Source organism: Pseudomonas solani, from assembly GCF_026072635.1.
Taxonomy (GTDB): domain Bacteria; phylum Pseudomonadota; class Gammaproteobacteria; order Pseudomonadales; family Pseudomonadaceae; genus Metapseudomonas; species Metapseudomonas solani.
The window spans coordinates 600,786-623,836 of sequence record NZ_AP023081.1; the positions used below are offsets into that span (position 1 = coordinate 600,786).

At 65.0% G+C, this 23,051-nt stretch carries 27 protein-coding genes; 17 read left to right on the plus strand and 10 right to left on the minus strand.

Features of this window, described 5'->3' with window-relative positions:
• Positions 1–4 precede the first annotated feature (4 nt).
• The 7 genes from minC to lpcA all read left to right on the plus strand — a co-directional run bounded on the left by minC (position 5) and on the right by lpcA (position 5,207).
• Entirely contained in the window at positions 5–751 is a 747-nt protein-coding gene (gene minC, locus PSm6_RS02765) for a septum site-determining protein MinC (RefSeq protein ID WP_265169480.1), read from the plus strand.
• A 99-nt stretch (positions 752–850) separates the two neighbouring features.
• Positions 851–1,666 (plus strand): septum site-determining protein MinD, encoded by an 816-nt coding sequence (gene minD, locus PSm6_RS02770; RefSeq protein WP_021221289.1) that lies wholly within the window; start codon positions 851–853, stop codon positions 1,664–1,666.
• Positions 1,663–1,917 (plus strand): cell division topological specificity factor MinE, encoded by a 255-nt coding sequence (minE, locus tag PSm6_RS02775; RefSeq protein WP_021221290.1) that lies wholly within the window; start codon positions 1,663–1,665, stop codon positions 1,915–1,917. The genes minD and minE overlap by 4 nt, the downstream gene beginning before the upstream one ends.
• 60 nt (positions 1,918–1,977) lie before the next feature.
• On the plus strand, positions 1,978–2,613 hold the full coding sequence (locus PSm6_RS02780; RefSeq protein ID WP_021221291.1) for an RluA family pseudouridine synthase: 636 nt from the start codon (positions 1,978–1,980) through the stop codon (positions 2,611–2,613).
• A 4-nt stretch (positions 2,614–2,617) separates the two neighbouring features.
• Positions 2,618–3,193 carry a class I SAM-dependent methyltransferase gene (locus PSm6_RS02785; protein WP_265169482.1) on the plus strand — a complete coding sequence of 192 codons (576 nt, stop codon included), beginning with the start codon at positions 2,618–2,620 and terminating at the stop codon, positions 3,191–3,193.
• Positions 3,194–3,315: 122 nt separating this feature from the next.
• Positions 3,316–4,605, plus strand: a complete 1,290-nt coding sequence (locus PSm6_RS02790; RefSeq protein ID WP_021221293.1) for a M18 family aminopeptidase — start codon at positions 3,316–3,318, stop codon at positions 4,603–4,605.
• 14 nt (positions 4,606–4,619) lie between these two features.
• Positions 4,620–5,207: a D-sedoheptulose 7-phosphate isomerase gene (gene lpcA / locus PSm6_RS02795; RefSeq protein ID WP_184487774.1), complete on the plus strand. Its 588-nt coding sequence runs from the start codon at positions 4,620–4,622 to the stop codon at positions 5,205–5,207.
• 218 nt (positions 5,208–5,425) lie between these two features.
• On the opposite strand, the gene PSm6_RS02800 is transcribed toward lpcA, so the two are convergent.
• Positions 5,426–6,142, minus strand: a complete 717-nt coding sequence (locus tag PSm6_RS02800; protein ID WP_021221295.1) for a UTRA domain-containing protein — start codon at positions 6,140–6,142, stop codon at positions 5,426–5,428.
• A 301-nt stretch (positions 6,143–6,443) separates the two neighbouring features.
• On the opposite strand from PSm6_RS02800, the gene PSm6_RS02805 reads away from it, so the two are divergent.
• From PSm6_RS02805 to PSm6_RS02830, 6 genes are read left to right on the plus strand one after another with little or no spacing between them, the layout of a single operon-like run.
• Positions 6,444–7,502, plus strand: coding sequence for an ABC transporter substrate-binding protein (locus PSm6_RS02805; protein ID WP_265169483.1), 1,059 nt, complete (start codon positions 6,444–6,446; stop codon positions 7,500–7,502).
• Between the two features lie 55 nt (positions 7,503–7,557).
• On the plus strand, positions 7,558–8,364 hold the full coding sequence (locus PSm6_RS02810) for an alkaline phosphatase family protein (RefSeq protein ID WP_021221297.1): 807 nt from the start codon (positions 7,558–7,560) through the stop codon (positions 8,362–8,364).
• Positions 8,343–9,203: an ABC transporter permease gene (locus PSm6_RS02815; RefSeq protein WP_043245477.1), complete on the plus strand. Its 861-nt coding sequence runs from the start codon at positions 8,343–8,345 to the stop codon at positions 9,201–9,203. Before PSm6_RS02810 ends, PSm6_RS02815 begins: the two co-directional genes overlap by 22 nt.
• Positions 9,190–9,987, plus strand: a complete 798-nt coding sequence (locus PSm6_RS02820; RefSeq protein ID WP_021221299.1) for an ABC transporter permease — start codon at positions 9,190–9,192, stop codon at positions 9,985–9,987. The genes PSm6_RS02815 and PSm6_RS02820 overlap by 14 nt, the downstream gene beginning before the upstream one ends.
• Complete coding sequence (locus PSm6_RS02825; RefSeq protein WP_265169485.1) at positions 9,984–10,973, plus strand: ABC transporter ATP-binding protein; 990 nt, start codon at positions 9,984–9,986, stop codon at positions 10,971–10,973. Before PSm6_RS02820 ends, PSm6_RS02825 begins: the two co-directional genes overlap by 4 nt.
• Entirely contained in the window at positions 10,973–11,626 is a 654-nt protein-coding gene (locus PSm6_RS02830) for an HAD family hydrolase (RefSeq protein ID WP_265169487.1), read from the plus strand. Before PSm6_RS02825 ends, PSm6_RS02830 begins: the two co-directional genes overlap by 1 nt.
• A 63-nt stretch (positions 11,627–11,689) precedes the next feature.
• On the opposite strand, the gene PSm6_RS02835 is transcribed toward PSm6_RS02830, so the two are convergent.
• Positions 11,690–12,175 (minus strand): GNAT family N-acetyltransferase, encoded by a 486-nt coding sequence (locus PSm6_RS02835; protein ID WP_265169488.1) that lies wholly within the window; start codon positions 12,173–12,175, stop codon positions 11,690–11,692.
• Between the two features lie 122 nt (positions 12,176–12,297).
• Here PSm6_RS02835 and PSm6_RS02840 point away from each other — a divergent pair, with 122 nt between their 5' ends.
• Positions 12,298–12,690 carry a VOC family protein gene (locus PSm6_RS02840; protein WP_111260457.1) on the plus strand — a complete coding sequence of 131 codons (393 nt, stop codon included), beginning with the start codon at positions 12,298–12,300 and terminating at the stop codon, positions 12,688–12,690.
• A 3-nt stretch (positions 12,691–12,693) separates the two neighbouring features.
• Here PSm6_RS02840 and PSm6_RS02845 read toward each other — a convergent pair whose 3' ends face one another.
• Entirely contained in the window at positions 12,694–12,876 is a 183-nt protein-coding gene (locus tag PSm6_RS02845) for a hypothetical protein (RefSeq protein ID WP_265169490.1), read from the minus strand.
• Positions 12,877–13,077: 201 nt separating this feature from the next.
• On the opposite strand from PSm6_RS02845, the gene PSm6_RS02850 reads away from it, so the two are divergent.
• The gene (locus PSm6_RS02850; protein ID WP_265169492.1) at positions 13,078–13,629 is read left to right on the plus strand and encodes an RNA 2'-phosphotransferase; all 552 of its coding nucleotides are present in this window, start codon (positions 13,078–13,080) and stop codon (positions 13,627–13,629) included.
• Between the two features lie 102 nt (positions 13,630–13,731).
• Here PSm6_RS02850 and ahpF read toward each other — a convergent pair whose 3' ends face one another.
• The 3 genes from ahpF to PSm6_RS02865 all read right to left on the minus strand — a co-directional run bounded on the left by ahpF (position 13,732) and on the right by PSm6_RS02865 (position 17,133).
• Positions 13,732–15,288, minus strand: coding sequence for an alkyl hydroperoxide reductase subunit F (gene ahpF / locus PSm6_RS02855; RefSeq protein WP_265169493.1), 1,557 nt, complete (start codon positions 15,286–15,288; stop codon positions 13,732–13,734).
• 140 nt (positions 15,289–15,428) lie between these two features.
• Positions 15,429–15,992 carry an alkyl hydroperoxide reductase subunit C gene (gene ahpC / locus PSm6_RS02860; RefSeq protein ID WP_021221309.1) on the minus strand — a complete coding sequence of 188 codons (564 nt, stop codon included), beginning with the start codon at positions 15,990–15,992 and terminating at the stop codon, positions 15,429–15,431.
• Positions 15,993–16,170: 178 nt separating this feature from the next.
• Positions 16,171–17,133, minus strand: coding sequence for an NAD(P)H-quinone oxidoreductase (locus PSm6_RS02865; RefSeq protein ID WP_031288407.1), 963 nt, complete (start codon positions 17,131–17,133; stop codon positions 16,171–16,173).
• A gap of 128 nt (positions 17,134–17,261) precedes the next feature.
• Here PSm6_RS02865 and PSm6_RS02870 point away from each other — a divergent pair, with 128 nt between their 5' ends.
• Both PSm6_RS02870 and PSm6_RS02875 read left to right on the plus strand, forming a co-directional pair.
• Positions 17,262–19,346 carry a carboxy terminal-processing peptidase gene (locus PSm6_RS02870; protein ID WP_021221311.1) on the plus strand — a complete coding sequence of 695 codons (2,085 nt, stop codon included), beginning with the start codon at positions 17,262–17,264 and terminating at the stop codon, positions 19,344–19,346.
• A gap of 93 nt (positions 19,347–19,439) precedes the next feature.
• A complete protein-coding gene (locus tag PSm6_RS02875) occupies positions 19,440–21,185 on the plus strand; it encodes a bifunctional diguanylate cyclase/phosphodiesterase (protein WP_021221312.1) in 1,746 nt (581 codons plus the stop codon).
• A gap of 26 nt (positions 21,186–21,211) precedes the next feature.
• Here the strand turns inward: PSm6_RS02875 and PSm6_RS02880 are convergent, their stop codons facing one another.
• The 4 genes from PSm6_RS02880 to PSm6_RS02895 form a co-directional block, all read right to left on the minus strand.
• Positions 21,212–21,682, minus strand: a complete 471-nt coding sequence (locus PSm6_RS02880) for an SEL1-like repeat protein (RefSeq protein ID WP_021221313.1) — start codon at positions 21,680–21,682, stop codon at positions 21,212–21,214.
• Positions 21,682–22,047 (minus strand): hypothetical protein, encoded by a 366-nt coding sequence (locus PSm6_RS02885; RefSeq protein ID WP_021221314.1) that lies wholly within the window; start codon positions 22,045–22,047, stop codon positions 21,682–21,684. Before PSm6_RS02885 ends, PSm6_RS02880 begins: the two co-directional genes overlap by 1 nt.
• Positions 22,044–22,358, minus strand: a complete 315-nt coding sequence (locus PSm6_RS02890) for a helix-turn-helix domain-containing protein (RefSeq protein WP_021221315.1) — start codon at positions 22,356–22,358, stop codon at positions 22,044–22,046. Before PSm6_RS02890 ends, PSm6_RS02885 begins: the two co-directional genes overlap by 4 nt.
• Before the next feature lie 135 nt (positions 22,359–22,493).
• Positions 22,494–22,931: a YkvA family protein gene (locus tag PSm6_RS02895; protein ID WP_265170494.1), complete on the minus strand. Its 438-nt coding sequence runs from the start codon at positions 22,929–22,931 to the stop codon at positions 22,494–22,496.
• Positions 22,932–23,051 lie beyond the last annotated feature (120 nt).

A 23,051-nucleotide genomic window follows, 5' to 3' on the forward strand; every position in this document is an offset into this window, starting at 1 on the left:
GACCATGAGCCAAGCTGACCTTCTCGACCAAGATCCCGTGTTCCAGCTCAAGGGCAGCATGCTCGCCATCACCGTGATGGAGCTGGCGCACAACGACCTCGAACGCCTCGCCCGGCAACTGGCCGACAAGGTCGCCCAGGCCCCCAACTTCTTCCAGAACACCCCGCTGGTGATGGCCCTCGACAAACTGCCGGCCAGCGAAGGCGAAGTGGACCTCGCCGCGCTGCTCGACGTCTGCCGCCGCCATGGCCTGCGCACCCTGGCCATCCGCGCCAGCAACGAACAGCACATCGCCGCCGCCAATACCCTCGACATCCCCGTGCTGCCGCCCTCGGGCGCTCGCGAGCGGGTCATCGACCCGGTGGAGCCCGGCGCCAAGAAGGCGACGAAAGTCCCGGAGAAACCCGCCGAGCCCGTGACCCGCCCGACCAAGGTGGTGACTACCCCGGTACGCGGCGGCCAGCAGATCTACGCTCCCGGCGGCGACCTGGTGGTAGTCGCCCCGGTGAGCCCGGGTGCGGAACTTCTCGCCGATGGCAACATCCATGTGTACGGTCCCATGCGTGGCAGGGCACTGGCAGGCATAAAGGGCGATACCAAGGCCCGGATCTTCTGTCAGCAACTGGCCGCCGAACTGGTGTCGGTAGCCGGTCAATACAAGGTCGCCGAAGACCTCCGGCGCGAGCCGCTCTGGGGGCATTCGGTGCAGGTCAGCCTGTCGGGAGATGTGTTGAACATCACCCGCCTTTAACGGATACTGCCGCGAATTTTCAGGGACCTGAACGGGAGCCAGGACGGCCGACCAAGGCCTGCAAGTTCCCGCTTTTCTTATTATTTGGGGTGAATCACCTTGGCCAAGATCCTCGTTGTCACGTCCGGCAAGGGTGGCGTGGGCAAAACCACCACCAGCGCCGCCATCGGCACCGGCCTCGCTCTGCGCGGGCACAAAACCGTCATCGTCGACTTCGACGTCGGCCTGCGTAACCTCGACCTCATCATGGGCTGCGAACGCCGCGTGGTGTACGACTTCGTCAACGTCATCAACGGCGAAGCGACCCTGACCCAGGCCCTGATCAAGGACAAGCGTCTCGAGAACCTCTACGTCCTGGCCGCCAGCCAGACCCGCGACAAGGACGCGCTGACCCTCGAAGGCGTCGGCACGGTCATCGAAGAGCTGGCGAAGAATTTCGAATACGTGGTCTGCGACTCTCCCGCCGGCATCGAGAAAGGTGCCCACCTGGCCATGTACTACGCCGATGAGGCGATCGTCGTGACCAACCCGGAAGTCTCCTCGGTACGCGACTCCGACCGCATGCTCGGCCTGCTGGCCAGCAAATCGCGCCGCGCCGAGAAGGGCGAGGAGCCGATCAAGGAGCGCCTGCTGCTCACCCGCTACAACCCGGAGCGCGTCACCAAGGGCGAAATGCTCGGTGTCGAGGACGTCGAGGAAATCCTCGCCATCCACCTGCTCGGTGTCATCCCGGAATCCCAGGCGGTGCTCAAGGCATCTAACCAGGGTGTTCCGGTCATCCTCGACGAGCAAAGCGACGCCGGCCAGGCGTACAGTGATGCCGTCGATCGCCTGCTCGGCAAGGAACTGCCCCACCGGTTCCTGGACGTGCAGAAGAAAGGACTCTTGCAACGCCTTTTTGGAGGCCGTGAATGAATATTCTTGACTTCTTTCGCGAGCGGAAGAAGCAGAACAGCGCTTCGATCGCTAAAGAACGACTCCAGATCATCGTCGCCCACGAGCGCGGCCAGCGCAGCCAGCCGGACTACCTCCCGGCGCTGCAGAAGGAACTGGTTGAGGTGATCCGTAAGTACGTCAACATCGACCAGGATCAGGTCCAGGTCCTGCTCGAGGACCAGGGCAACTGCTCCATCCTCGAGTTGAACATCACCCTGCCCGATCGCTGATCAGGGCTGGTGTGCTGGACGGCGGCTGCGGCCGCCGTCTTCATTTCCGGATATAGAACCATGCCTCTCTCGCAGATCGAAATACTCCACCAGGATCCGGCCTTCCTGGTCATCAACAAGCCGACCCTGCTGCTTTCCGTGCCGGGCCGCGCCGATGACAACAAGGACTGCCTGATCACCCGGCTGCAGGAGAACGGCTACCCGGAAGCGCTGATCGTCCACCGCCTGGACTGGGAGACCTCGGGCATCATCCTCCTGGCCCGTGACCCCGACAGCCACCGCGAGCTGTCCCGCCAGTTCCATGATCGCGAGACCGAGAAGGCCTACACCGCCCTCTGCTGGGGCCAGCCGGAACAGGACAGCGGGCGCATCGAACTGCCCCTGCGCTACGACCCGCCGACCAAGCCGCGCCACGTGGTCGACCACGAGCAGGGCCGCCACGCCCTGACCTTCTGGCGGGTACTGGAGCGCTGCGGCAACCACTGCCGCGTCGAGCTGACCCCCATCACCGGTCGCTCCCACCAGTTGCGCGTGCACATGCTCTCCATCGGCCACCCACTGCTGGGCGACCGCCTCTACGCCCACGACGAAGCCCTGGCCGCCCACGAGCGCCTGTGCCTGCACGCCAGCATGCTCGCCTTCAGCCACCCGGTGACCGGCGAGCGCTTGCGCTTCGAGTGCCCGGCGCCGTTCTGAGGCGATGACCGACAGCCTCTACTACGACCGTACCCAGGGCGCCCCACCCTGGCCGGTCCTGTTGATGGCCATCGAAGCCCTCGGCCGCCCCGGTAACCGTGGCATCGACCTCGGCTGCGGCGCCGGCCGCGACACCCTGGAAATGCTCCGCCGTGGCTGGGAGGTGCTGGCCATCGACCGCGAGCCCGAAGCCATCGAACGCCTGCTGGGCCAGGTGCCGCCCGATCAGTTGCCACGCCTGCAAGCGCGCTGCGCCCGTTTCGAGGACTGCGAGCTGCCGGCCGCCGACGTCGTCAACAGCGCCTTCGCCCTGCCCTTCTGCGCCCCGGCGGACTTCCCGGCCCTGTGGCAGCGCATCGACGAGGCCCTGGCAGGCGGCGGTATCTTCTGCGGCAACCTGTTCGGCGAACGTGACGACTGGGCCGGCCCCGAGCTGAGCATCTTCAGCGAGGACCAGGTTCGGCAGCTGTTCGCCGACTGGGAGCTGCTGCACTTCGAAGTGATCGACCGCGAAGGCAGCACCGCCCGTGGCCGCACCAAGCGCTGGCACCTGTTTTCAGTGGTCGCGCGGCACCGCTGAATCCATGACGGCCGGCACAAGAACCGGGCTATCGCCGCCATGGTGAAAATTCACCGGCCTGCGCCTCCTAATCAGCAAGCCCGATGCGATAAACTCCGGCCCATCGCTGTCTGGAGTCCGTTATGCGCGAAGAGTTGAACCAGGGCCTTATCGATTTCCTCAAGGCCTCCCCCACCCCCTTCCATGCCACCCGCAGCCTGGCCCAGCGCCTGGAGGCAGCGGGCTACGTGCACCTCGACGAGCGCGATGCCTGGCGCGCCGAGGCCGGTGGGCGCTACTACGTGACCCGCAACGACTCCTCGCTGATCGCCATCAAACTGGGCAAGCGCCCCATGCTCGACGGCGGCCTGCGCCTGGTCGGCGCCCACACCGACAGCCCCTGCCTGCGAGTCAAGCCCAACCCGGAACTGCACCGCCAGGGCTTCTGGCAACTGGGCGTCGAAGTCTACGGCGGCGCCCTGCTGGCCCCCTGGTTCGACCGCGACCTGTCCCTGGCCGGCCGCGTCACCTACCGCGCCGCCGGCAAGGTGGAAAGCCAGTTGGTGGACTTCCAGGCGCCCATCGCCGTGATCCCCAACCTGGCCATCCACCTCAACCGTGAAGCCAACCAGGGCTGGGCCATCAACGCCCAGACCGAACTGCCACCGATCCTGGCCCAGCTGGCCACCGGCGAGACCCGCGAGTTCCGTGACCTGCTGGCCGAGCAACTGACCCTGGAGCACGGCGTCAGCGCCGACGCGGTGCTGGACTACGAACTGAGCCTCTACGACACCCAGAGCGCCGCCGTGATCGGCCTCGGCGGCGACTTCATCGCCGGTGCGCGCCTGGACAACCTGCTCTCCTGCTACGCCGGCCTGCAGGCCCTGCTCGCCGCCGAAGGCGACGAAAGCTGCGTACTGGTGTGCACCGACCACGAGGAAGTGGGCTCCTGCTCCGCCTGTGGCGCCGACGGCCCCTTCCTGGAGCAGGTGCTGCGCCGCCTGATGCCCGAAGGCGATGCGTTCGCCCGCACCATCCAGCGCTCGTTGCTGGTTTCCGCCGACAACGCCCATGGCGTGCACCCCAACTACGCCGACAAGCACGACGGCAACCACGGGCCCAAGCTCAACGCCGGCCCGGTGATCAAGATCAACAGCAACCAGCGCTACGCCACCAACAGCGAAACCGCCGGTTTCTTCCGCCACCTGTGCCTGGAAAACGAAGTGCCGGTGCAGAGCTTCGTCACCCGCAGCGATATGGGGTGCGGCTCCACCATCGGCCCCATCACCGCCAGCCAACTGGGCGTGCGCACCGTGGACATCGGCCTGCCGACCTTCGCCATGCACTCCATCCGCGAACTGGCCGGCAGCCATGACCTCGCCCACCTGGTGAAGGTGCTGGCCGCCTTCTACTCCAGCCACGACCTGCCCTGAACGGAGACAGCCGCATGCTCAGCCACATCCGCAACAGCCTCGAGGAAGCCCGGACGGCGCTGGACAACTTCATCGCCAACGAGCAGGCCCTGCGCAGCATCGAGCGCGCGGCGGAACTGCTGGTGGAAAGCTTCGAGAACAAGGGCAAGGCCTTCTCCTGCGGCAATGGCGGCTCCATGTGCGACGCCATGCACTTCGCCGAGGAACTGACCGGGCGCTACCGCAAGAACCGCCCGGGCATCGCCGCCATCTCCATCAGCGACGCCAGCCACATCAGCTGCGTGGCCAACGACTTCGGCTACGACCACATCTTCTCGCGCTACATCGAATCCCACGGTCGTGAAGGTGACGTGCTGCTGGCCTTCAGCACCAGCGGCAAGAGCCCCAACGTGATCAAGGCCGCCGAAGCCGCCAAGGCACTGGGGGTGAAGGTCGTCGCCCTCACCGGCAAACCCGGCTCGCTGCTCGAAGGCCTCGCCGACGTGTGCATCTGCGCCCCCGGCGGCGACTTCGCCGACCGCGTGCAGGAGCTGCACATCAAGGTGGTGCACATCCTCATCGAGCTGGTGGAACGCAAGCTCGCGCCTGAAAACTACGCTTAAAGAAGCTGGAAGCTGGAAGCCAGTCAGCGTGCCAGGCCCAGCTTCCTGGTTAACTCAGCCCGCCTCAGAACGCATTGGTAGGTTGGCGCCGAGCGCAGCGAGGCCCAACGACGCACACTTCACCCTCGCCATGTTGGGCTTCGTACCTCAGCCCAACCTACACCCGCCCCCGCTCTGCCCTTCACTTCCAGCTTCTAACTTCTGGCTTCCAGCTGCCCTTATTCCGGCACCTCCACGCTGACGTGGATCGCATCGTGCCGCCAGAACTCCAGGTCGCAGTCGATCAACCGGCCGTGCTGGTCGCGGTTGACCCGGGTGATGCGCAGCGCCGGGCTGCCGGGGGCGACCTTCAGGGTCGAGGCGGCTTCGGGGTGCAGCGCCGTGGGCACCATGTCGAAGCGCACGCGGCCGTAGCGGATGCCGTATTCGCTGCCGTAGAGGTCGGTCAGCGAGCGGGTCAGGTCGAAATCGAGGATGCCGGCGAAGTACTGCGGGTTGAGGTAATGCTCGACGTAGAGCACCAGGCGCCCGTCGATGCGCCGTGCCCGGCGGATCTGGTAGACGCTGGACAACGCCGGCAGCTCCAGCAGCTCGCAGACTTCCACGGTCGCCGGCATTAGCCGTGCACTGAGCACTTCGGTGGCCGGAACCCGGCCCTGCTCGCCAACCATGGCGTGGAAGTGGCTGCGCACCAGGGGGTTGTAGGCCACCCGTGGCGGCGAGACGAACCAGCCGCGGCGCTCTTCACGGTAGATCAGCCCCTGCGCCTCCAGCTGGCCCAGTGCCTCACGCAGGGTGATGCGGGTGGTGTCGAACAGTTCGCTGAGCTTGCGCTCGGCCGGCAGCTTGCCGCCCAGAGGCAACAGGCCATGCTCGATCTGCTCCTGCAGGGCGCGGCAGATGGCGGTAACGGTACGGGGCGCCTCTTCGCGCATCGAAAAACTCCAATCTGGAATAGACCAGCACCATAAAAGTGCGATGCCGATGGGGGTGTGACCATCCTATGCAGCCTAGATGACTGTCCCGTGACAGCACCTGCGACCTGCAGGGTGCGTGCCAGCGACAGGGTCCCGCGCCAAGCGCCATGGGACGTGCAGCCATGGTCTACGCTTGCTGACGCCGGAAGAACGGGGCCCGCAGAGCCACGCGGTGCAATGAAACCGTCATCTATGGCCTTTAGATTGGCCTGGGTCTTGCTGATCTAGACCAATACTCAACCCTGCTAAGGAGCTTCATATGAAACGCCTGCTGCTGGCTTCACTGATTGGAACCACCCTGGCCCTGAGCACCCAGGCCATGGCGGATGACGCTGCACTGAAGGCCCTGGAAGACGCTGCCCGCAAGGAAGGCGCGGTAAACAGCGTGGGCATGCCCGACAGCTGGGCGAACTGGAAGGACACCTGGGTCGACCTGGAGAAGAAGTTCGGCCTCAAGCACATGGACACCGACATGAGCTCGGCGCAGGAAATCGCCAAGTTCGCCGCCGAGAAGGAAAACGCCACCGCCGACATCGGCGACGTCGGCGCGGCCTTCGGCCCCATCGCCACCCAGCAGGGCGTCACCCAGGCCTACAAGCCCAGCACCTGGGACCAGGTCCCCGCGTGGGCCAAGGACCAGGACGGCCACTGGGCCCTCGCCTACACCGGCTCCATCGCCTTCATCATCAACAAGCAACTGGTGAAAGAGCCGCCGAAATCCTGGGCCGACCTGGAGAAAGGCAAGTACAAGGTCGCCATCGGTGACGTCAGCGCCGCCGCCCAGGCCGTAAACGGCGTGCTGGCCGCCGCCATCGCCAAGGGCGGTGACGAGAAGAACATCCAGCCGGGCCTGGACCTCTTCGCCAAGATCGCCGAACAGGGCCGCTTGTCCCTGTCCAACCCGACCATCCAGACCCTGGAGAAAGGCGAAGTCGAAGTCGGCATCGTCTGGGACTTCAACGGCCTGTCCTACCGCGACCAGATCGACCCCAGCCGCTTCGAGGTGCTGATCCCCTCCGACGGTTCGGTGATCTCCGGCTACACCACCATCATCAACAAGTACGCCAAGAACCCGAACGCCGCCAAGCTGGCTCGCGAGTACATCTTCAGCGACGCCGGCCAGATCAACCTGGCCAAGGGCAACGCCCGCCCGATCCGCGCCGAGCACCTGACCCTGCCGGCCGAAGTGCAGGCCAAGCTGCTGCCCAACGAGCAGTACGCCAAGGTGCAGCCGATCAAGGACGCCAAGGCCTGGGAAGAAACCTCCAAGGCACTGCCGAGCCTGTGGCAGGAAAACGTCATCATCAACATGGAATAAGTGACACACGGGCGCCGGCCTTGGCCGGCGCCTCGTCACATCTGGGTGCCAGCTCATGAAGCACAAAGCAATCCTGGTCCTGCTGGACGGCCTCAACTACGGCGTCGCACAACACGCCATGGGCCACCTCCAGGCTTATTGCGCCGCCGGCCGTGCTGCGCTGTACAAACTGGAGTGCGAGCTACCGGCGCTGTCCCGCCCCCTCTACGAATGCATTCTCAGCGGGGTGCCGCCGATCGACAGCGGCATCGTGCACAACGACGTCTCGCGCCTGTCCAACCAGCGCAGCGTGTTCCACTACGCCCGCGATGCCGGGCTGACCACCGCCGCTGCGGCCTACCACTGGTTCAGCGAGCTGTATAACCGCTCGCCCTTCGACGCCGCCCGCGACCGCCACACCGAGGCGCCCGAACTGCCCATCCAGCATGGCCACTTCTACTGGGCCGACCACTACCCGGACGCGCACCTGTTCGCCGATGCCGAGAGCCTGCGCCTGCGCCACGCGCCGGACTTCCTCCTGGTGCACCCGATGAACATCGACGACGCCGGCCACAAGCACGGCCTCGACACGCCGCAATACCGCAACAGCGCGCGGGTCGCCGACATCATCCTCGCCGAGTACCTGCAGCGCTGGCTCGATGCCGGCTACCAGGTGCTGGTGACCGCCGACCACGGCATGAACAACGACCGTTCGCACAACGGCCTGCTCACCGAAGAGCGCGAAGTGCCGCTGTTCGTCCTCGGCGACGCCTTCAGCCTCGACGGCTATGCGCAGCCGAAGCAGACCGACCTTTGCGGCACCCTGTGCGAACTGCTGGGCGTGCCCCACGACAAACCTGTATGCCGGGAGCTGTTGAAGTGAATTCAGCCAACCGCGGCAAATGGCTGGCGCTGCTGTGCCTGCTGCCATTCGCCATTTTCTTCATCGCCTTCCAGATCGCGCCGCTGGCCTGGGTGGCGATCAATAGCCTGAACAGCCCCGAAGGCTGGGGCCTGGGCAACTACGCCAAGGTGTTCGCCTCCAAGTTCTACCTGCAGGCGATCAAGCACAGCCTGCAGATCGCCTTCTGGTCGAGCCTGATCGGCATCTTCATCGCCATCCTCGGCAGCTACTCGCTGCGCCAGGTGGACAGCCGCCTGCGCGACTTCGTCATGGCCTTTTCCAACATGACCAGCAACTTCGCCGGCGTGCCCCTGGCCTTCGCCTTCGTCATCCTCCTGGGCTTCAACGGTGCACTGACCCTGCTGCTCAAACAGAGCGGGCTGATCGAGGACTTCAACCTCTACTCCAAGACCGGCCTGATCGTGCTCTACACCTACTTCCAGATCCCCCTCGGCGTGCTGCTGCTCTACCCCGCCTTCGACGCCCTGCGCGCGGACTGGCGCGAATCCGCCTCGCTGCTCGGCGCCAGCACCTGGGACTTCTGGCGGCACATCGGCCTGCCGGTGCTGACCCCCGCGCTGCTGGGCACCTTCATCATCCTGCTGGCCAACGCCCTGGGCGCCTACGCCACCGTCTACGCCCTGACCACCGGCAACTTCAACGTGCTGCCGATCCGCATCGCCGCCATGGTCGCCGGCGACATCGCCCTCAATCCCAACCTCGCCAGCGCCCTGGCCATGGTGCTGGTGGGCCTGATGGCGCTGATCACCGTGGTCCACCAGTGGCTGCTGAAGAGGAGCTACCATGTCGCGCGCTGAAGCCCCGGTCGCCAGCCTCTACCACCGCATCGTGGTCTGGCTGCTGTTCCTGATCCTGCTGCTGCCCCTGGCCGGCACCCTGCTCTATTCGCTGTCCACCAGTTGGTCGGCGTCCATCCTCCCCGATGGCCTGACCTTCAAGTGGTACCTGGCGCTGTGGAGCGATGCCCGCTTCCTCAACGCCTTCGGCCAATCGCTGCTGGTGTGCTTCGGCGCCCTGGCGCTGTCGGTGGTGCTGATCCTGCCGCTGCTGTTCGTGGTGCACTACCACTTCCCCAAGCTGGACGCGCTGATGAACATCCTCATCCTGCTGCCCTTCGCGGTGCCGCCGGTGGTGTCTTCGGTGGGCCTGCTGCAGCTCTATGGCTCCGGCCCGCTGGCCATGGTCGGTACACCGTGGATCCTGATCGGCTGCTACTTCACCGTGGCGCTGCCGTTCATGTACCGGGCCATCACCAACAACCTGCAGGCGATCAACCTGCGTGACCTGATGGACGCCGCCCACCTGCTCGGCGCCAGCACCTGGAAGGCCGCTCTGCTGGTGGTGCTGCCCAACCTGCGCAAGGGCCTGATGGTTTCGCTATTCCTGTCGTTCTCCTTCCTCTTCGGCGAGTTCGTCTTCGCCAACCTGCTGGTGGGCACGCGCTACGAAACCCTGCAGGTCTACCTGAACAACATGAAGAACAGCAGCGGCCACTTCAACAGCGCCCTGGTGATCTCCTACTTCTTCTTCGTGCTGCTGTTCACCTGGGCAGCCAACCGCCTGAACAAGGACAAATCATGAGTTTTCTGAGCATTCAGGGGCTGCACAAAAGCTATGCCGCCACCTCGATCTTCAGCGACATCAACTGCGAGATCGGCAAGGGTGAATTCGTCACCCTCCTCGGCCCTTCCGGCTGCGGCAAATCCACCCTGCTGCGCTGCATCGCCGGGCTCACCGAGGTCAATGGCGGCAAGATCGTCCTCGACGGCCAGGACCTGGTGCCGCTGGCACCGCAGAAGCGCGGCATCGGCATGGTGTTCCAGAGCTATGCGCTGTTCCCCAACATGACCGCCGCGCAGAACGTCGCCTTCGGCCTGCGCATGCAGAAGGCCAGCAAGGAAGAAAGCGCCCGCCGCGTGCAGGAAGCCCTGGCCATGGTCGAGCTGGACACGTACGCCGACCGCTACCCGCACCAGCTCTCCGGTGGCCAGTGCCAGCGCGTGGCCCTGGCCCGCTCCCTGGTCACCCGCCCGCGCCTGCTGCTGCTCGACGAGCCGCTCTCGGCCCTCGACGCGCGCATCCGCAAGCACCTGCGCGAACAGATCCGCAGCATCCAGCAGGAGCTGGGGCTGACCACCCTCTTCGTCACCCACGACCAGGAGGAGGCGCTGACCATGTCCGACCGCATCTTCCTGATGAACGCCGGGCGCATCGTCCAGAGCGGCGACGCCGAGACCCTCTACACCGCCCCGGTGGACGCCTTCGCCGCCGGCTTCATCGGCAACTACAACCTGCTCGAGGCCGAGGACGCCGCACGCCTGCTGGCGCGCCCGGTGGCCAGCCGCATCGCCATCCGCCCGGAAGCCATCTCGCTGAGCAGCGACGGCGCCATCGAGGCTGAGGTGCGCAGCCACAGCCTGCTGGGCAACGTCATCCGCTACCGTGTGGAAGCACGGGGTGTGGAACTGGTGGTGGACGTGCTCAACCGCAGCGCCGACGACCTGCATGGCAAGGGCCAGCGCATCGGCCTGTCCATCGACGACAACGCAATCCGGGAGGTGGCGTGATGACCCTGGCGATCTTCGATCTCGACGACACCCTCATCGACGGCGACTGCGCCAGCCTGTGGAGCGAACACATGGCCGCCATCGGCTGGGTGGACGGTGAATCCTTCGTCAGGAAGGACCACGAACTCATGGCGCTCTATGCCGAAGGCAAGCTGGCGATGGAGGACTACATGGCCTTCAGCCTCTCGCCCCTGGTGGGCCGCACGCCGGAGGAAGTGGCCTTCGTCGTCGAGCCCTTCGTCGAGGACGTGATCGAACCCATCTTCCACAGCGACGCCACCCGCTGCCTGGCCAGCCACCGCGAAGCCGGCGACCGCATCCTGGTGATCTCCGCCTCTGCGCACTTCCTGGTCAGCGCCATCGCAGAGCGCCTGAAGATCGACGAAGTACTGGCCATCGACCTGGAAGAGCAGCACGGGCATTACAGCGGCAACACCCGCGGCGTGCTCACCTACCGCGAGGGCAAGGTCACCCGCCTGCACGCCTGGCTCGAGGCCGAAGGTGAAAGCCTCGACGGCGCCTACTTCTACTCCGACTCGCGCAACGACCTGCCGCTGCTCAAGCTGGTCAGCAACCCCCGCGTGGTCAACCCCGACCCGGCCCTGCGCGAACACGCCGAACAGGCCGGCTGGCCGATCCTCGACTGGCGTTGAGTCACCCCGCCCTGCGACATGCCGTAGGGCGGGTGAAACCCGCGTGCCTGGTTTGCCGAGGACTCAGCTATCGCCGTGGGCGAAGGCCTTGAGCTCGTCACCGGCCATGCGGTAGCGCACCCACTCGTCCTGGGGGCTGGCGCCGATGGATTGGTAGAACTGGATGGCGGGTTCGTTCCAGTCCAGCACGCTCCATTCCAGGCGGCCGCAGCCGCTGTCGCAGGCCAGGCGCGCGAGATGGCGCAACAGCACCTTGCCGGCGCCGACGCCGCGTTGCTGGGGGGAAACGTAGAGGTCTTCCAGGTACATCCCCTTGCGGCCCAGCCAGGTGGAGTAGCTGTAGAAATACACGGCGAACCCGATGGGCGTGCCGTCCAGCTCGCAGATCAGCGCACGGGCCGGGGTGTCGCCCTCGAACAGGCTCTGCTCGATGTCGGCAACGGTGGCGATGACTTCGTGTTCGGCCTTCTCGTAGATGGCCAGTTCGGTGATGAAGGCGAGAATCTGGCGGGCATCGCTGCGCACGGCATCGCGGATATGCAGGCTCACGGGAGTTCCTTTCAGGGGGTGTTGGCGCCGAGGCGCGAAGGCGGACATGCTAGGCGCCGGCTGGCCGGCAAGAAAGAGGGCCGAGCATAATCGGCGTTCGTAGCCGCCCAGGAGAGTCGCTCATGCTGTCCCACGTCTGCATCGGTACCAACGATTTCCCCCGTGCCCTGGCCTTCTACACGCCACTGATGGAGGCACTGGGACTGCCGCAGAAATTCTGCGACCCGTCCCGCCCCTGGGCGGGCTGGATGCCGGCGGATGCACCGCGCCCGTTGCTGGTGCTGGGCGCGCCGTTCGATGGCGAGGCGGCGACCGTGGGCAATGGCCAGATGGTCGCCCTGCTGGCGCCGGACCGCGCCAGCGTCGACCGCTGCCACGCGCTGGCACTGGCCAATGGCGGCCAGTGCGAAGGAGCACCAGGCCTGCGGCCGCACTATCACCCCGACTACTACGGCGCCTATTTCCGCGACCCGGATGGCAACAAGCTGTGCGTGTGCTGCCACCGGGCCGAGTGACGCTCAAGGCACCGTATTGTCGCCCTCGCCGGGCAGTTCCGGCTGGTGATGGCGTGGTCGCAGATCGGGCTCGGGGTCGCGTGGTTTCTGCAGGCGCTCCACCTCGGCCTGGTTCTCCGCTTCCTCGTCGGGGGTGATCTCGGGCAGCTCGCCGTCCTCGGTAACGCTGGGGTCCCTGTCGATCATGGCGCGTCCTCCCTCAGGTGCCGTACTTCAGAGAGGCCGATGCCCTGGCTCGGGTCATGTTTGACGGGCATGTTCCACCTCGTGGTTTCGTGGTCGTCAGGAGTTGTGAGGGAGCTGGCCGATGAAGGTTCGAGGTATTTGGTCGGTCGTGCCGTCGTGGCAGAATCTGCCCCTCAATCGCGCAGGATGCAGGAGCTCACCATGAGCAACGGACCGGATGTCGAGATAAGCCGCTTCCTCAGCTTTGTACTGAGGCACAAACCCGAGGCCATCGGCTTGCAGCTGGACAGCGAAGGCTGGGCCGATATCGAGGCGCTGATCACCGGTGCCGCACGCACGGGCAAGGAACTCGATGAGCGGGCGATCCGCCGCGTGGTGGCGAACAACGACAAGAAGCGCTTCGCCATTTCCGAGGACGGCCGGCGCATCCGCGCGGTACAAGGCCACTCGACCGCCTCGGTGCAGCGCCAGTACGACGCCGTGGTGCCGCCGCAGCGGCTGTTCCACGGCACCGCCAGCCGCTTTGTCGACAGCATCCTGCAGAAGGGTCTGATCGCCGGCTCTCGCCACCACGTGCACCTCTCCGAAGACCGCGAAACCGCCACCCAGGTGGGCGAGCGCTATGGCGAGCCGGTGATCCTCGAGATCGCGGCCAGCGCCATGCACGAGGACGGTTTCGAATTCCACCAGGCGGAGAACGGCGTGTGGCTGACCGCGCGGGTGCCGGTGGATTACCTGAAGCGGGAGGGGTGAGCGGCAGGGCACTCTCCCCGGGCTGAAGCCCGGGCTACAAGGTCAGAACGGCCATGAAAAAAGGCAGCCCGAGGGCTGCCTTTGTTGTTGGAGCAGGGTGAATCAGGTGGTGCGGATCAGGTGGTCGAAGGCGCTCAGGGAGGCCTTGGCACCCTCACCCACCGCAATCACGATCTGCTTGTAAGGCACGGTGGTCACGTCACCGGCAGCGAACACACCGGGCAGCGAGGTCTCGCCACGGGCGTCGACGATGATCTCGCCACGCTGGCTCAGCTCGACGGTGCCTTTGAGCCAATCGCTGTTGGGCAGCAGGCCGATCTGCACGAAGATGCCTTCCAGTTCCAGGGCCTTGAACTCGTCGGAGTTGCGGTCCTTGTAGGTGAGGCCGGTGACCTTCTGGCCATCGCCCTTCACTTCGCTGGTCAGCGCGCTGGTGATGATGTCGACGTTGCCGAGGCTGCGCAGTTTCTTCTGCAGCACGGCGTCGGCACGCAGCTGGCTGTCGAACTCGATCAGGGTGACATGGGCGACGATGCCGGCCAGGTCGATGGCCGCTTCCACACCGGAGTTGCCGCCACCGATCACCGCCACGCGCTTGCCCTTGAACAGCGGGCCGTCGCAGTGCGGGCAGTAGGCAACGCCACGGCCGCGGTATTCCTGCTCGCCGGGTACGTTCATTTCGCGCCAGCGGGCACCGGTGGAGAGGATCACGGTCTTGGCCTTGAGGCTGGCACCGCTCTCGAACTTCACTTCATGCAGCTCGCCTTCGGCCTTGGCCGGGATCAGCTGGCTGGCACGCTGCAGGTTCATGATGTCGACGTCGTATTGCTTGACGTGCTCTTCCAGCGCGCGGGCCAGTTTCGGGCCTTCGGTCTCCTGCACGGAGATGAAGTTCTCGATGGCCATGGTGTCCAGCACCTGGCCGCCGAAACGCTCGGCCGCGACGCCAGTACGGATGCCCTTGCGGGCGGCGTAGATGGCAGCCGAGGCACCGGCCGGACCACCACCGATCACCAGGACGTCGAAGGCATCCTTGGCATTGAGCTTCTCGGCATCACGGGCGGAAGCGCCGGTGTCGATCTTGGCGAGGATCTCTTCCACGCCCATGCGGCCCTGGCTGAACAGCTCGCCGTTCAGGTAGATGCTCGGCACCGACATGATCTGGCGCTGCTCGACTTCATCCTGGAACAGCGCGCCATCGATGGCGACGTGACGGATGTTGGGGTTGAGCACGGCCATCAGGTTCAGCGCCTGGACCACGTCCGGGCAGTTCTGGCAGGACAGCGAGAAATAGGTTTCGAAGTTGAACTCGCCCTGGATGCCCTTCACCTGCTCGATCACATCGGCTTCGAGCTTGGAGGGGTGGCCGCCGACCTGCAGCAGTGCCAGCACCAGGGAGGTGAATTCGTGGCCCATGGGGATGCCGGCGAAACGCAGGCTGATATCCGCACCGGGGCGTTCCAGCGAGAAGGAAGGCGTGCGGGCATCGCCACCGTCTTCGCGCAGGGTGATCTTGTCGGTCAGGCCGACGATGTCGTGCAGCAGGTCGCGCAGCTCCTTGGATTTGTCGCTGTCATCGAGGGACGCGACGATCTCGAACGGCTGGGTGACCTTTTCCAGATAGGCCTTCAACTGGGTTTTAAGATTGTCGTCCAACATGATTCGGCTCCTGCTTGTTTCGGGCAAAGGGGACCCCGCGGCGGACGCATGCGCGTCCGCCCTGCTCGCTCGGATTCGGGCTTTTTGCAGGGTGGTCGGCATGAGGCCGACCACCGGGGGGAGGTACTGCGTTTTCTAGCTTAGATCTTGCCAACCAGGTCCAGGGACGGAGCGAGGGTCTTCTCGCCTTCCTTCCACTTGGCCGGGCAGACTTCGCCCGGGTGGGCAGCGGTGTACTGGGCAGCTTTCAGCTTGCGCAGGGTCTCGCCGACGTCACGAGCGATTTCGTTGGAGTGGATCTCAACGGTCTTGATGATGCCTTCCGGGTTGATCACGAAGGTGCCGCGCAGGGCCAGGCCTTCTTCCGGGATGTGCACGCCGAAGGCGTTGGTCAGCTGGTGGGTCGGGTCACCGATCAGCGGGAACTGAGCCTTGCCCACTGCCGGGGAAGTCTCGTGCCAAACCTTGTGGGAGAAGTGGGTATCGGTGGTCACGATGTAGACCTCGGTACCGGCCTTCTGGAACTCGCCGTAGTTGTTGGCGGCGTCTTCGATCTCGGTGGGGCAGTTGAAGGTGAAGGCTGCCGGCATGAAGATCAGGACCGACCACTTGCCCTTGAGGGATTCTTCGGTGACTTCGATGAACTTGCCGTTGTGGAAAGCGTTGACCTTGAAAGGTTGAACTGCGGTGTTGATCAGAGACATCGAGTGGACCTCTTATGAGTTGGAAGTGTGGGTTGAGAAATTTACCAGACGAATACTAGGTGGTTGCGCTGTAAAGAGCTTATTGATTGAAGGAATCGACCTCATTGATTTCCTATATCGCTCTGAAGCCCAGTAGCCACGGGCCTTCCAGCCTGTCACGCAAGGTATCGAAAGGAAACTAGACGAGGGATTCGTCCAGTACGACAACCACTTTACCCGACACCTGGTTACTGTTCAGAGCGGCGAAGGCGGCTTCCACGTCCTTGGCCGCGAAGCTTTGTTCCAGTTGCGGCTTCAGGCGGCCTTCGGCGAACAGCGGCCAGGCATGCTGGCCAAGATCACGCAGCAGGTCGGCCTTGAAGGCGTCGTCGCGGTTGCGCAGGGTCGAGCCGATCAGCTGGATGCGCTTGCCCAGCACCAAGGCCATATCCAGCTCGGCCTTGCGGCCGCCCATGAGGCCGATATTCACCCAGCGGCCATCACGGGCCAGCAAGTCGAGGTTGAGCGCGGCGTAGTTACCACCGACCGGGTCGAGGATCACGTCGAACGGGCCGAAGTCACGCAGGCTCTCCAGCGTTTCGCCGCGCAGTGCGCCGCCCTGGGCGCCGAGGCCCTCGCAATAGGCCAGGCGTTCAGCGGAACCGACGCTGACCCAGACCGGGCTGCCAAAGGCCTTGCACAGCTGGATGGCGGCGGAGCCGACGCCGCTGGCCCCTGCGTGCAACAGCACCTTCTCACCGGGCTTCAGGCCGGCCAGCTGGAACAGGTTGAGCCAGGCGGTGGCGTACACCTCCGGCAGCGCAGCCCCCTCCGCCAGGCTGAGGCCTTCGGGCACCGGCAGCACGTGACCGGCATCCACCACCACCTCTTCGGCCATGCCGCCACCAGCCAGCAGCGCGCAGACACGATCGCCCACCTGCCACGCCGCACCCGCCCCCACTTCGGTAATCACGCCCGAACATTCAAGGCCGATGATGTCGCTCGCACCGGGAGGCGGAGGGTAATGCCCCGCCGCCTGCAACAGATCGGCGCGGTTCAATCCCGCGGCCGCCACACGAATGCGGACCTGCCCCACATCACAGTCAGGAATGGGGTATTCAGCCCATTCCACGCGCCCTTCCACGCCTTGCAATGCTTTCACGCTGCCTCCATAGTGACCCAGGACTCGCCCGGCGGCTGACCGCCGGGCTTTTGCTTTGCGCCGATGGAACCCGGCGCCCTCAAATACGGCCTAATATGCGTTATCACCTCCCCCGACGTCGAATAAGCATGAAGCGTTCACTGATCTGCTCCGCCCTTGCGTTTGTATTCAGCATCAGCGTTCTGCCGCTGCATGCGTCCACCACCTCGGCAAGCGACAGCTGGGACTCCATCCAGCCCGACCGTGAGCAGGTGATAGCCAGCCTCAATGTGGTGGAGCTGCTCAAGCGCCATCACTACAACAAGCCGCCACTCAACGATGAGCGCTCGGTGAAGATCTACGAGGGCTACCTCAAGCTTCTCGACCCGGCGAAGATGTATTTCACCGCCGGCGACATCGCCGAATTCAACCAGTGGAAAACCCAGTTCGACGACTTCCTCAAAAGCGGCGACCTGGACCCGGGCTTCACCATCTACAAGCGTCATCTCGACCGTCTCAAGGAACGCCTGGACTTCGCCCTGGCGATGCTCGACAAGGGCGTGGACAAGATCGACTTCAGCGCCGACGAAAGCCTCGAGACCGACCGCGAGAAGGCCACCTGGGCCAAGGACAGCGCCGCCCTCGACGACCTTTGGCGCAAGCGCGTGAAGGACGAGGTACTGCGCCTGAAGATCGCCAATAAAGAGCCGAAGGCGATCCAGGAACTGCTGGTCAAACGCTACAAAAACCAGCTTTCGCGCCTCGAGCAGACCCGTGGCGAGGACGTGTTCCAGGCCTATATCAACGCCTTCGCACAGACCTACGACCCGCACACCCAGTACCTCTCCCCGGATAACGCGGAGAACTTCGACATCAACATGAGCCTGTCGCTGGAAGGCATCGGTGCGGTGCTGCAGAGCGACAACGAGCACGTCAAGGTGGTGCGCCTGGTGCCTGCCGGCCCTGCCGAGAAGAGCAAGCAGATCGCCCCGGCCGACAAGATCGTCGGCGTCGCCCAGGGCACGGGCGAGATGGTTGATGTTATCGGCTGGCGCCTGGACGAAGTGGTCAAGCTGATCCGTGGCCCGAAAGGCTCGGTGGTGCGCCTGGAAGTGGTCCCCGCGAACAACGCGCCCAACGACCAGAGCAGCAAGATCGTCTCCATCACCCGCGAGGCGGTGAAGCTCGAAGAGCAGGCCGCGAAGAAGTCCGTGCTCAACCTCGAACATGAAGGCCACACCTTCAAGCTCGGCGTGATCGAAGTGCCGGCCTTCTACCTCGACTTCAAGGCCTTCCGCGCCGGTGATCCCGAGTACAAGAGCACCACCCGCGACGTGAAGAAGCTGCTCGGCGAGCTGCAGAAGGAGAAGGTCGACGGCGTGGTCATCGACCTGCGCAACAACGGCGGCGGCTCCCTGCAGGAAGCCACCGAGCTGACCGGCCTGTTCATCGACCAGGGCCCGACCGTGCTGGTACGCAACAGCGACGGCCGTGTCGACGTGCTGGCCGACGAGAACACCGGCATCTTCTACAAGGGCCCGATGGCCGTGCTGGTCAATCGCCTGTCCGCCTCGGCCTCGGAGATCTTCGCCGGCGCCATGCAGGACTATCACCGTGCGCTGATCATCGGTGGCCAGACCTTCGGCAAGGGCACCGTGCAGACCATCCAGCCGCTCAACCACGGTGAGCTGAAGCTGACCCTGGCCAAGTTCTACCGCGTCTCCGGCCAGAGCACCCAGCACCAGGGCGTGATCCCGGACATCGAGTACCCCTCGGTGGTCGACACCAAGGAAATCGGCGAAAGCGCGCTGCCCGAGGCCATGCCCTGGGACAGCATCCGCCCGGCCATCAAGCCCGAGGTCGACCCCTTCAAGCCCTTCCTCTCCGAACTCAAGGCCCGTCACGATTCGCGCACCGCGCACAATCCCGACTTCGTCTACAGCCGCGAGCGCCTGGCCCTGGCCCAGAAGCTGATGAAGGAAACCACCATCACCCTCAACGAGGCCAAGCGTCGCGCCCAGCAGGCCGATATCGAAGCCAAGCAACTGGCGATGGAAAACACCCGTCGCAAGGGCAAGGGTGAGGAGCCGCTGAAGGAACTGAAGAAGGAAGACGAGGACGCGCTGCCGCTGGACGATGACAAGACCAAGCCGGAAGACGACGCCTACCTGACCGAGACCGGGCAGATCCTGCTCGACTACCTGGGTCTGAATTCGACGGTCGCCAAGCACTGATCGAACGTCATCAGAACGTCACGAAACTGTCGTGAAATGCAGGGGCCGCTGATGCGGCCCCTTTGCTTTTGAGCCGCATTCACGAGAGCCAACATGACAGTCACCGAGCAGTTGAGCGCCTTGGGCCAGATCCTCGCTCACGGCGACCTGAACAGCCTTTTCCAGCCGATCATCTCGCTTTCCGAACGCCGCATCCTGGGGTACGAGGCCCTCACCCGAGGCCCCTCCAACAGCCCCCTGCACTCCCCCGTCACCCTGTTCGCCGTCGCCCGCCATGCGGGGCGCCTCAGCGAGCTGGAAATGGCCTGCCGCAAACGCGCGTGCACGCGCTTCCATGAGCTGAAGCTCGACGGCAAGCTGTTCCTCAACGTGTCCCCCGAATCCCTGCTCGACCCGGCTCACCAGCCCGGTCGTACCCTGCAACTGCTGCAGTCCTTCGGCATCCCGCCCAGCCAAGTGGTAATCGAGCTGACCGAGCACGCCCCCACCGAGGACTTCGGCCTGCTGGACACTGCCCTGCACCACTATCGCGCCATGGGCTTCTCCATCGCCCTGGATGACCTGGGCGCCGGCTACTCCAGCCTACGCCTGTGGTCGGAGCTGCGCCCCGATTACGTGAAGATCGACCGCCACTTTATCGACGGCATCCACCAGGACGCGGTGAAGCGCGAATTCGTCGGCTCCATCCTCAAGATGGCCAAGGCCTCGCGAGCGCAGGTGATCGCCGAAGGCATCGAACTGCCTGAAGAACTCGCAGTACTCGCCGAAATGGGCCTGGACCTGGTCCAGGGCTACCTGCTCTGCCGCCCCCAGGAGCAGCCACCTCGGGATGCCCGACCGCTGCTGCCGCAACTGGAAAGCACCAGCCCCCTCGCCGACGATGGCTCCGATCTGCAAGCCCTGCTCAACGAACAGGCAGCGGTGGACCAGAACACCCCCATCGCCGTGGTCCTGGAAGCCTTCCGCGCCCAGGCCAACCTCAACTCCCTGGCGGTGATCGACGCCCAGCAGCAACCGGTGGGCATCGTCCATCGCCACCTGCTTTCCGATGCCCTGCTCAAGCCCTTTGCCACTGACCTGTTCGCCCGCAAGCCCATCAGCCGGCTGATGAGCGACGACTTCCTTGCAGTGGAGCTGAGCCAGTCCTTGCAGCGGGTCAGCCGCCTGCTCACCAGTCGCGCGCGCCAGCGTATCGAGGAAGACTTCATCATCGTTTCCGAAGGCCGCTACCTGGGCCTGGGCCGGGTGATCGATGTGCTCAAGCTGATCACCGAGATGAAGATCCAGCAGGCCCGCCACGCCAACCCGCTGACCCTGCTGCCTGGCAACGTGCCCATCCAGCAGTGCCTGGCGCGCCTGCTGCAGCAAGGCCGCCCGGCGATGGTCTGCTATGTGGACATCGACAGCTTCAAGCCCTTCAACGACCTCTACGGCTATGCCAAGGGCGATGAAGTACTGCTGTGCCTGGCGCAATGCCTGAACGAACGGGTCGACCCCGCGCGGGACTTCGTCGGCCATATCGGCGGCGACGACTTCATGCTGGTGCTGGGTTCGGAAGACTGGCGCGCCAAGCTCAACTACCTGCTGGAGGATTTCCAGGGCCAGTGCCGGCGCTTCTACCGCAACGACCACCTGCAAGCGGGCTGCTTCATCGCCCACAACCGCCGGGGCGAGCGCGAGGAATTCCCGCTTCTGTCCCTGTCCATCGGCGTGGTCAATCTAAGGGCCGAAGCCTGCGCCCACCTGGACGCCAGCCAGCTCGCCGCCCTCGCCTCGGAAGCCAAGCGCCACGCCAAGGAAGTGCCCGGCTATAGCCTGCACATCATCGACGCGGTCTGATCCGAGAGAAGGCGATCGGCGGTGGGTCAGAAGCCCCGTTGCACGGCGCTGGCAGCCATACGCTCGGCAGCGGCGGGGTCGGGTGCCAGGCCCGGCCCGCCATCACGGTACAGGTCGGCCAGGCGCTTGGCCGCCAACGGGTGCCCGGCGGCCTCGGCAATCACCCACCAGGACGCGGCTTCACCGGCGTCCGGCGGGTTACGGGTATCACCCGCCAAGGCCACCACACCGAGCTGGTAGGCGGATTTACCGTCACCGGCGCGGGCCGCCAGGCGCAGCATGCGGATGCCCTCCTCCCGAGCACCGAAGCCCTGGCCACGGTGCAGCAGGAGATGACCGTAGAAGCTCTGCGCGGCCACATCGCCGAGGTTCGCCATGCGCGCGTACTGGCCCTGCATCCAGTTCCAGGCACGGGGCTGACGGACCAGCGAAGGCCAGCGCAGCAACCAGCGGGCGACCCGGTAACCGACATGGGCCCGCAGCTTCCACAGCAACATCAGACTTCCTCGGGGTAAGTGAACTCGAATACCCGGACCACTTCTGCGGCATGCCAGGACGCCGCGGCGATGCCATCCGGAGGGCCGGGGAAACGCCCCAGGCGTATCACGCATTCGAAGAAGCCGGTGCGCGGCAGGCGGCTGGCGCCCTGGCTGATCACCAGCGAGCTGCGCAGCGGGCGTTCGGCCCGGGCATCCAGTGCAGCCAGGTGCTCCAGCGCAGCGGTAAGGGTCTGCATCGCGGGGGTGGGGAGTTGCAGACGCTCCACCAGCGCGCGATAGGTCAGCAGGTGGCGCTGGCGGCGCGCATCTTCGAGCTCACCGAGCAAGGCCTGCCAGTGCTGGCGGCTGATGCGCACGCTCAAGATTCGGACTCCCAACCGGCGACACCCAGAATATGGGCCAGCGAGCGCTTGATGGCCGTATCCGGCTCGCGCTCGCCGCTCTCGATCAGGGCCAGGTAAACCGGGCTGATGCCAACGGCGCGGGCCAATTGTTCCTGGCTCTGCCCCTGCGCCTCGCGCAATGCCTGGAGCTGCGAGAAAGCAGGGGTGGCGGCGGCGCTGCTGGGCGCCTGGGTGGCTTGTCCGGCAGCCTGTAGCAGTGCCTGGTAATCAGCCCAGGGCAACACTGCGTACTCTGCTTCACCGTCACGCATGATCACTTGCACGTTCATTGAAACTCCCGTGGACAGCAGTGCCGACAGCTTCAGCACTTTCCTTGCAGATCGCCATATTAACAGGGCAAATCAGCCTCCGGGGGCCATCAGTGAACAAGCTGTGAACCCGTGTGCGCCTGCACTTCGCCGGTCTCAGAGCACCTCGTCGATCACCTCTTCACGAACCGGTATGCGCTCCAGGGAAGCGCTCACTTCCGGCGTTTGCGCCTCGCGCCAATGGCGGAAGGCGTCGATCTCGGCGCTCCAGGTCTTGAGCACCCAGGCGAGCACGCCGAGGTCATCGATCAGGCCGACACCGAGCACCCAATCTGGGATGGCATCCACCGGGGTGAGGAAGTACACCAGCCCGGCAACGATGGAGAGCAACGCCTTGGGGCTGATGTCACGGTACTGGCCACGCAGGCGCGCCACGCAAAGGGCCAGTAACACCTGCAGGTCGTCCTTCACCGCCCCCAGGCGGCCGCTCTGTTTCGCGCTCTTGCGGGTCACCGCCAGCAACAGCGCAGGCAATCTTCCGCGCGCCAGGAAACGCCGTGCAATGGGCAGGTAACGCTCGAGATTCGGGGTAATTTCATGGTCGCTCCTCGGCAAACCGCATGGGAGCGGGCCTATGGGCGGTTACCCACAGAAGCTGTGGATAACCTTGTTAGCAGTTTATCCCGACAACCTGCAAAAGCCCGCGCCACGCGG

Excerpts from the sequence above, each read along its gene's own strand:
- ahpF (WP_265169493.1), bottom strand. The coding sequence starts at position 15,288 with ATGTTGGACGACAATCTTAAAACCCAGTTGAAGGCCTATCTGGAAAAG.
- PSm6_RS02845 (WP_265169490.1), bottom strand. The coding sequence starts at position 12,876 with ATGATCGACAGGGACCCCAGCGTTACCGAGGACGGCGAGCTGCCCGAG.
- PSm6_RS02830 (WP_265169487.1), top strand. The coding sequence starts at position 10,973 with ATGACCCTGGCGATCTTCGATCTCGACGACACCCTCATCGACGGCGAC.
- PSm6_RS02875 (WP_021221312.1), top strand. The coding sequence starts at position 19,440 with ATGACAGTCACCGAGCAGTTGAGCGCCTTGGGCCAGATCCTCGCTCAC.
- ahpC (WP_021221309.1), bottom strand. The coding sequence starts at position 15,992 with ATGTCTCTGATCAACACCGCAGTTCAACCTTTCAAGGTCAACGCTTTC.
- PSm6_RS02810 (WP_021221297.1), top strand. The coding sequence starts at position 7,558 with ATGAAGCACAAAGCAATCCTGGTCCTGCTGGACGGCCTCAACTACGGC.
- PSm6_RS02850 (WP_265169492.1), top strand. The coding sequence starts at position 13,078 with ATGAGCAACGGACCGGATGTCGAGATAAGCCGCTTCCTCAGCTTTGTA.
- PSm6_RS02780 (WP_021221291.1), top strand. The coding sequence starts at position 1,978 with ATGCCTCTCTCGCAGATCGAAATACTCCACCAGGATCCGGCCTTCCTG.
- PSm6_RS02870 (WP_021221311.1), top strand. The coding sequence starts at position 17,262 with ATGAAGCGTTCACTGATCTGCTCCGCCCTTGCGTTTGTATTCAGCATC.
- PSm6_RS02890 (WP_021221315.1), bottom strand. The coding sequence starts at position 22,358 with ATGAACGTGCAAGTGATCATGCGTGACGGTGAAGCAGAGTACGCAGTG.
- PSm6_RS02815 (WP_043245477.1), top strand. The coding sequence starts at position 8,343 with ATGCCGGGAGCTGTTGAAGTGAATTCAGCCAACCGCGGCAAATGGCTG.
- PSm6_RS02825 (WP_265169485.1), top strand. The coding sequence starts at position 9,984 with ATGAGTTTTCTGAGCATTCAGGGGCTGCACAAAAGCTATGCCGCCACC.
- PSm6_RS02880 (WP_021221313.1), bottom strand. The coding sequence starts at position 21,682 with ATGTTGCTGTGGAAGCTGCGGGCCCATGTCGGTTACCGGGTCGCCCGC.
- PSm6_RS02800 (WP_021221295.1), bottom strand. The coding sequence starts at position 6,142 with ATGCGCGAAGAGGCGCCCCGTACCGTTACCGCCATCTGCCGCGCCCTG.
- lpcA (WP_184487774.1), top strand. The coding sequence starts at position 4,620 with ATGCTCAGCCACATCCGCAACAGCCTCGAGGAAGCCCGGACGGCGCTG.
- PSm6_RS02785 (WP_265169482.1), top strand. The coding sequence starts at position 2,618 with ATGACCGACAGCCTCTACTACGACCGTACCCAGGGCGCCCCACCCTGG.
- PSm6_RS02840 (WP_111260457.1), top strand. The coding sequence starts at position 12,298 with ATGCTGTCCCACGTCTGCATCGGTACCAACGATTTCCCCCGTGCCCTG.
- minC (WP_265169480.1), top strand. The coding sequence starts at position 5 with ATGAGCCAAGCTGACCTTCTCGACCAAGATCCCGTGTTCCAGCTCAAG.
- PSm6_RS02820 (WP_021221299.1), top strand. The coding sequence starts at position 9,190 with ATGTCGCGCGCTGAAGCCCCGGTCGCCAGCCTCTACCACCGCATCGTG.
- minE (WP_021221290.1), top strand. The coding sequence starts at position 1,663 with ATGAATATTCTTGACTTCTTTCGCGAGCGGAAGAAGCAGAACAGCGCT.
- PSm6_RS02790 (WP_021221293.1), top strand. The coding sequence starts at position 3,316 with ATGCGCGAAGAGTTGAACCAGGGCCTTATCGATTTCCTCAAGGCCTCC.
- PSm6_RS02805 (WP_265169483.1), top strand. The coding sequence starts at position 6,444 with ATGAAACGCCTGCTGCTGGCTTCACTGATTGGAACCACCCTGGCCCTG.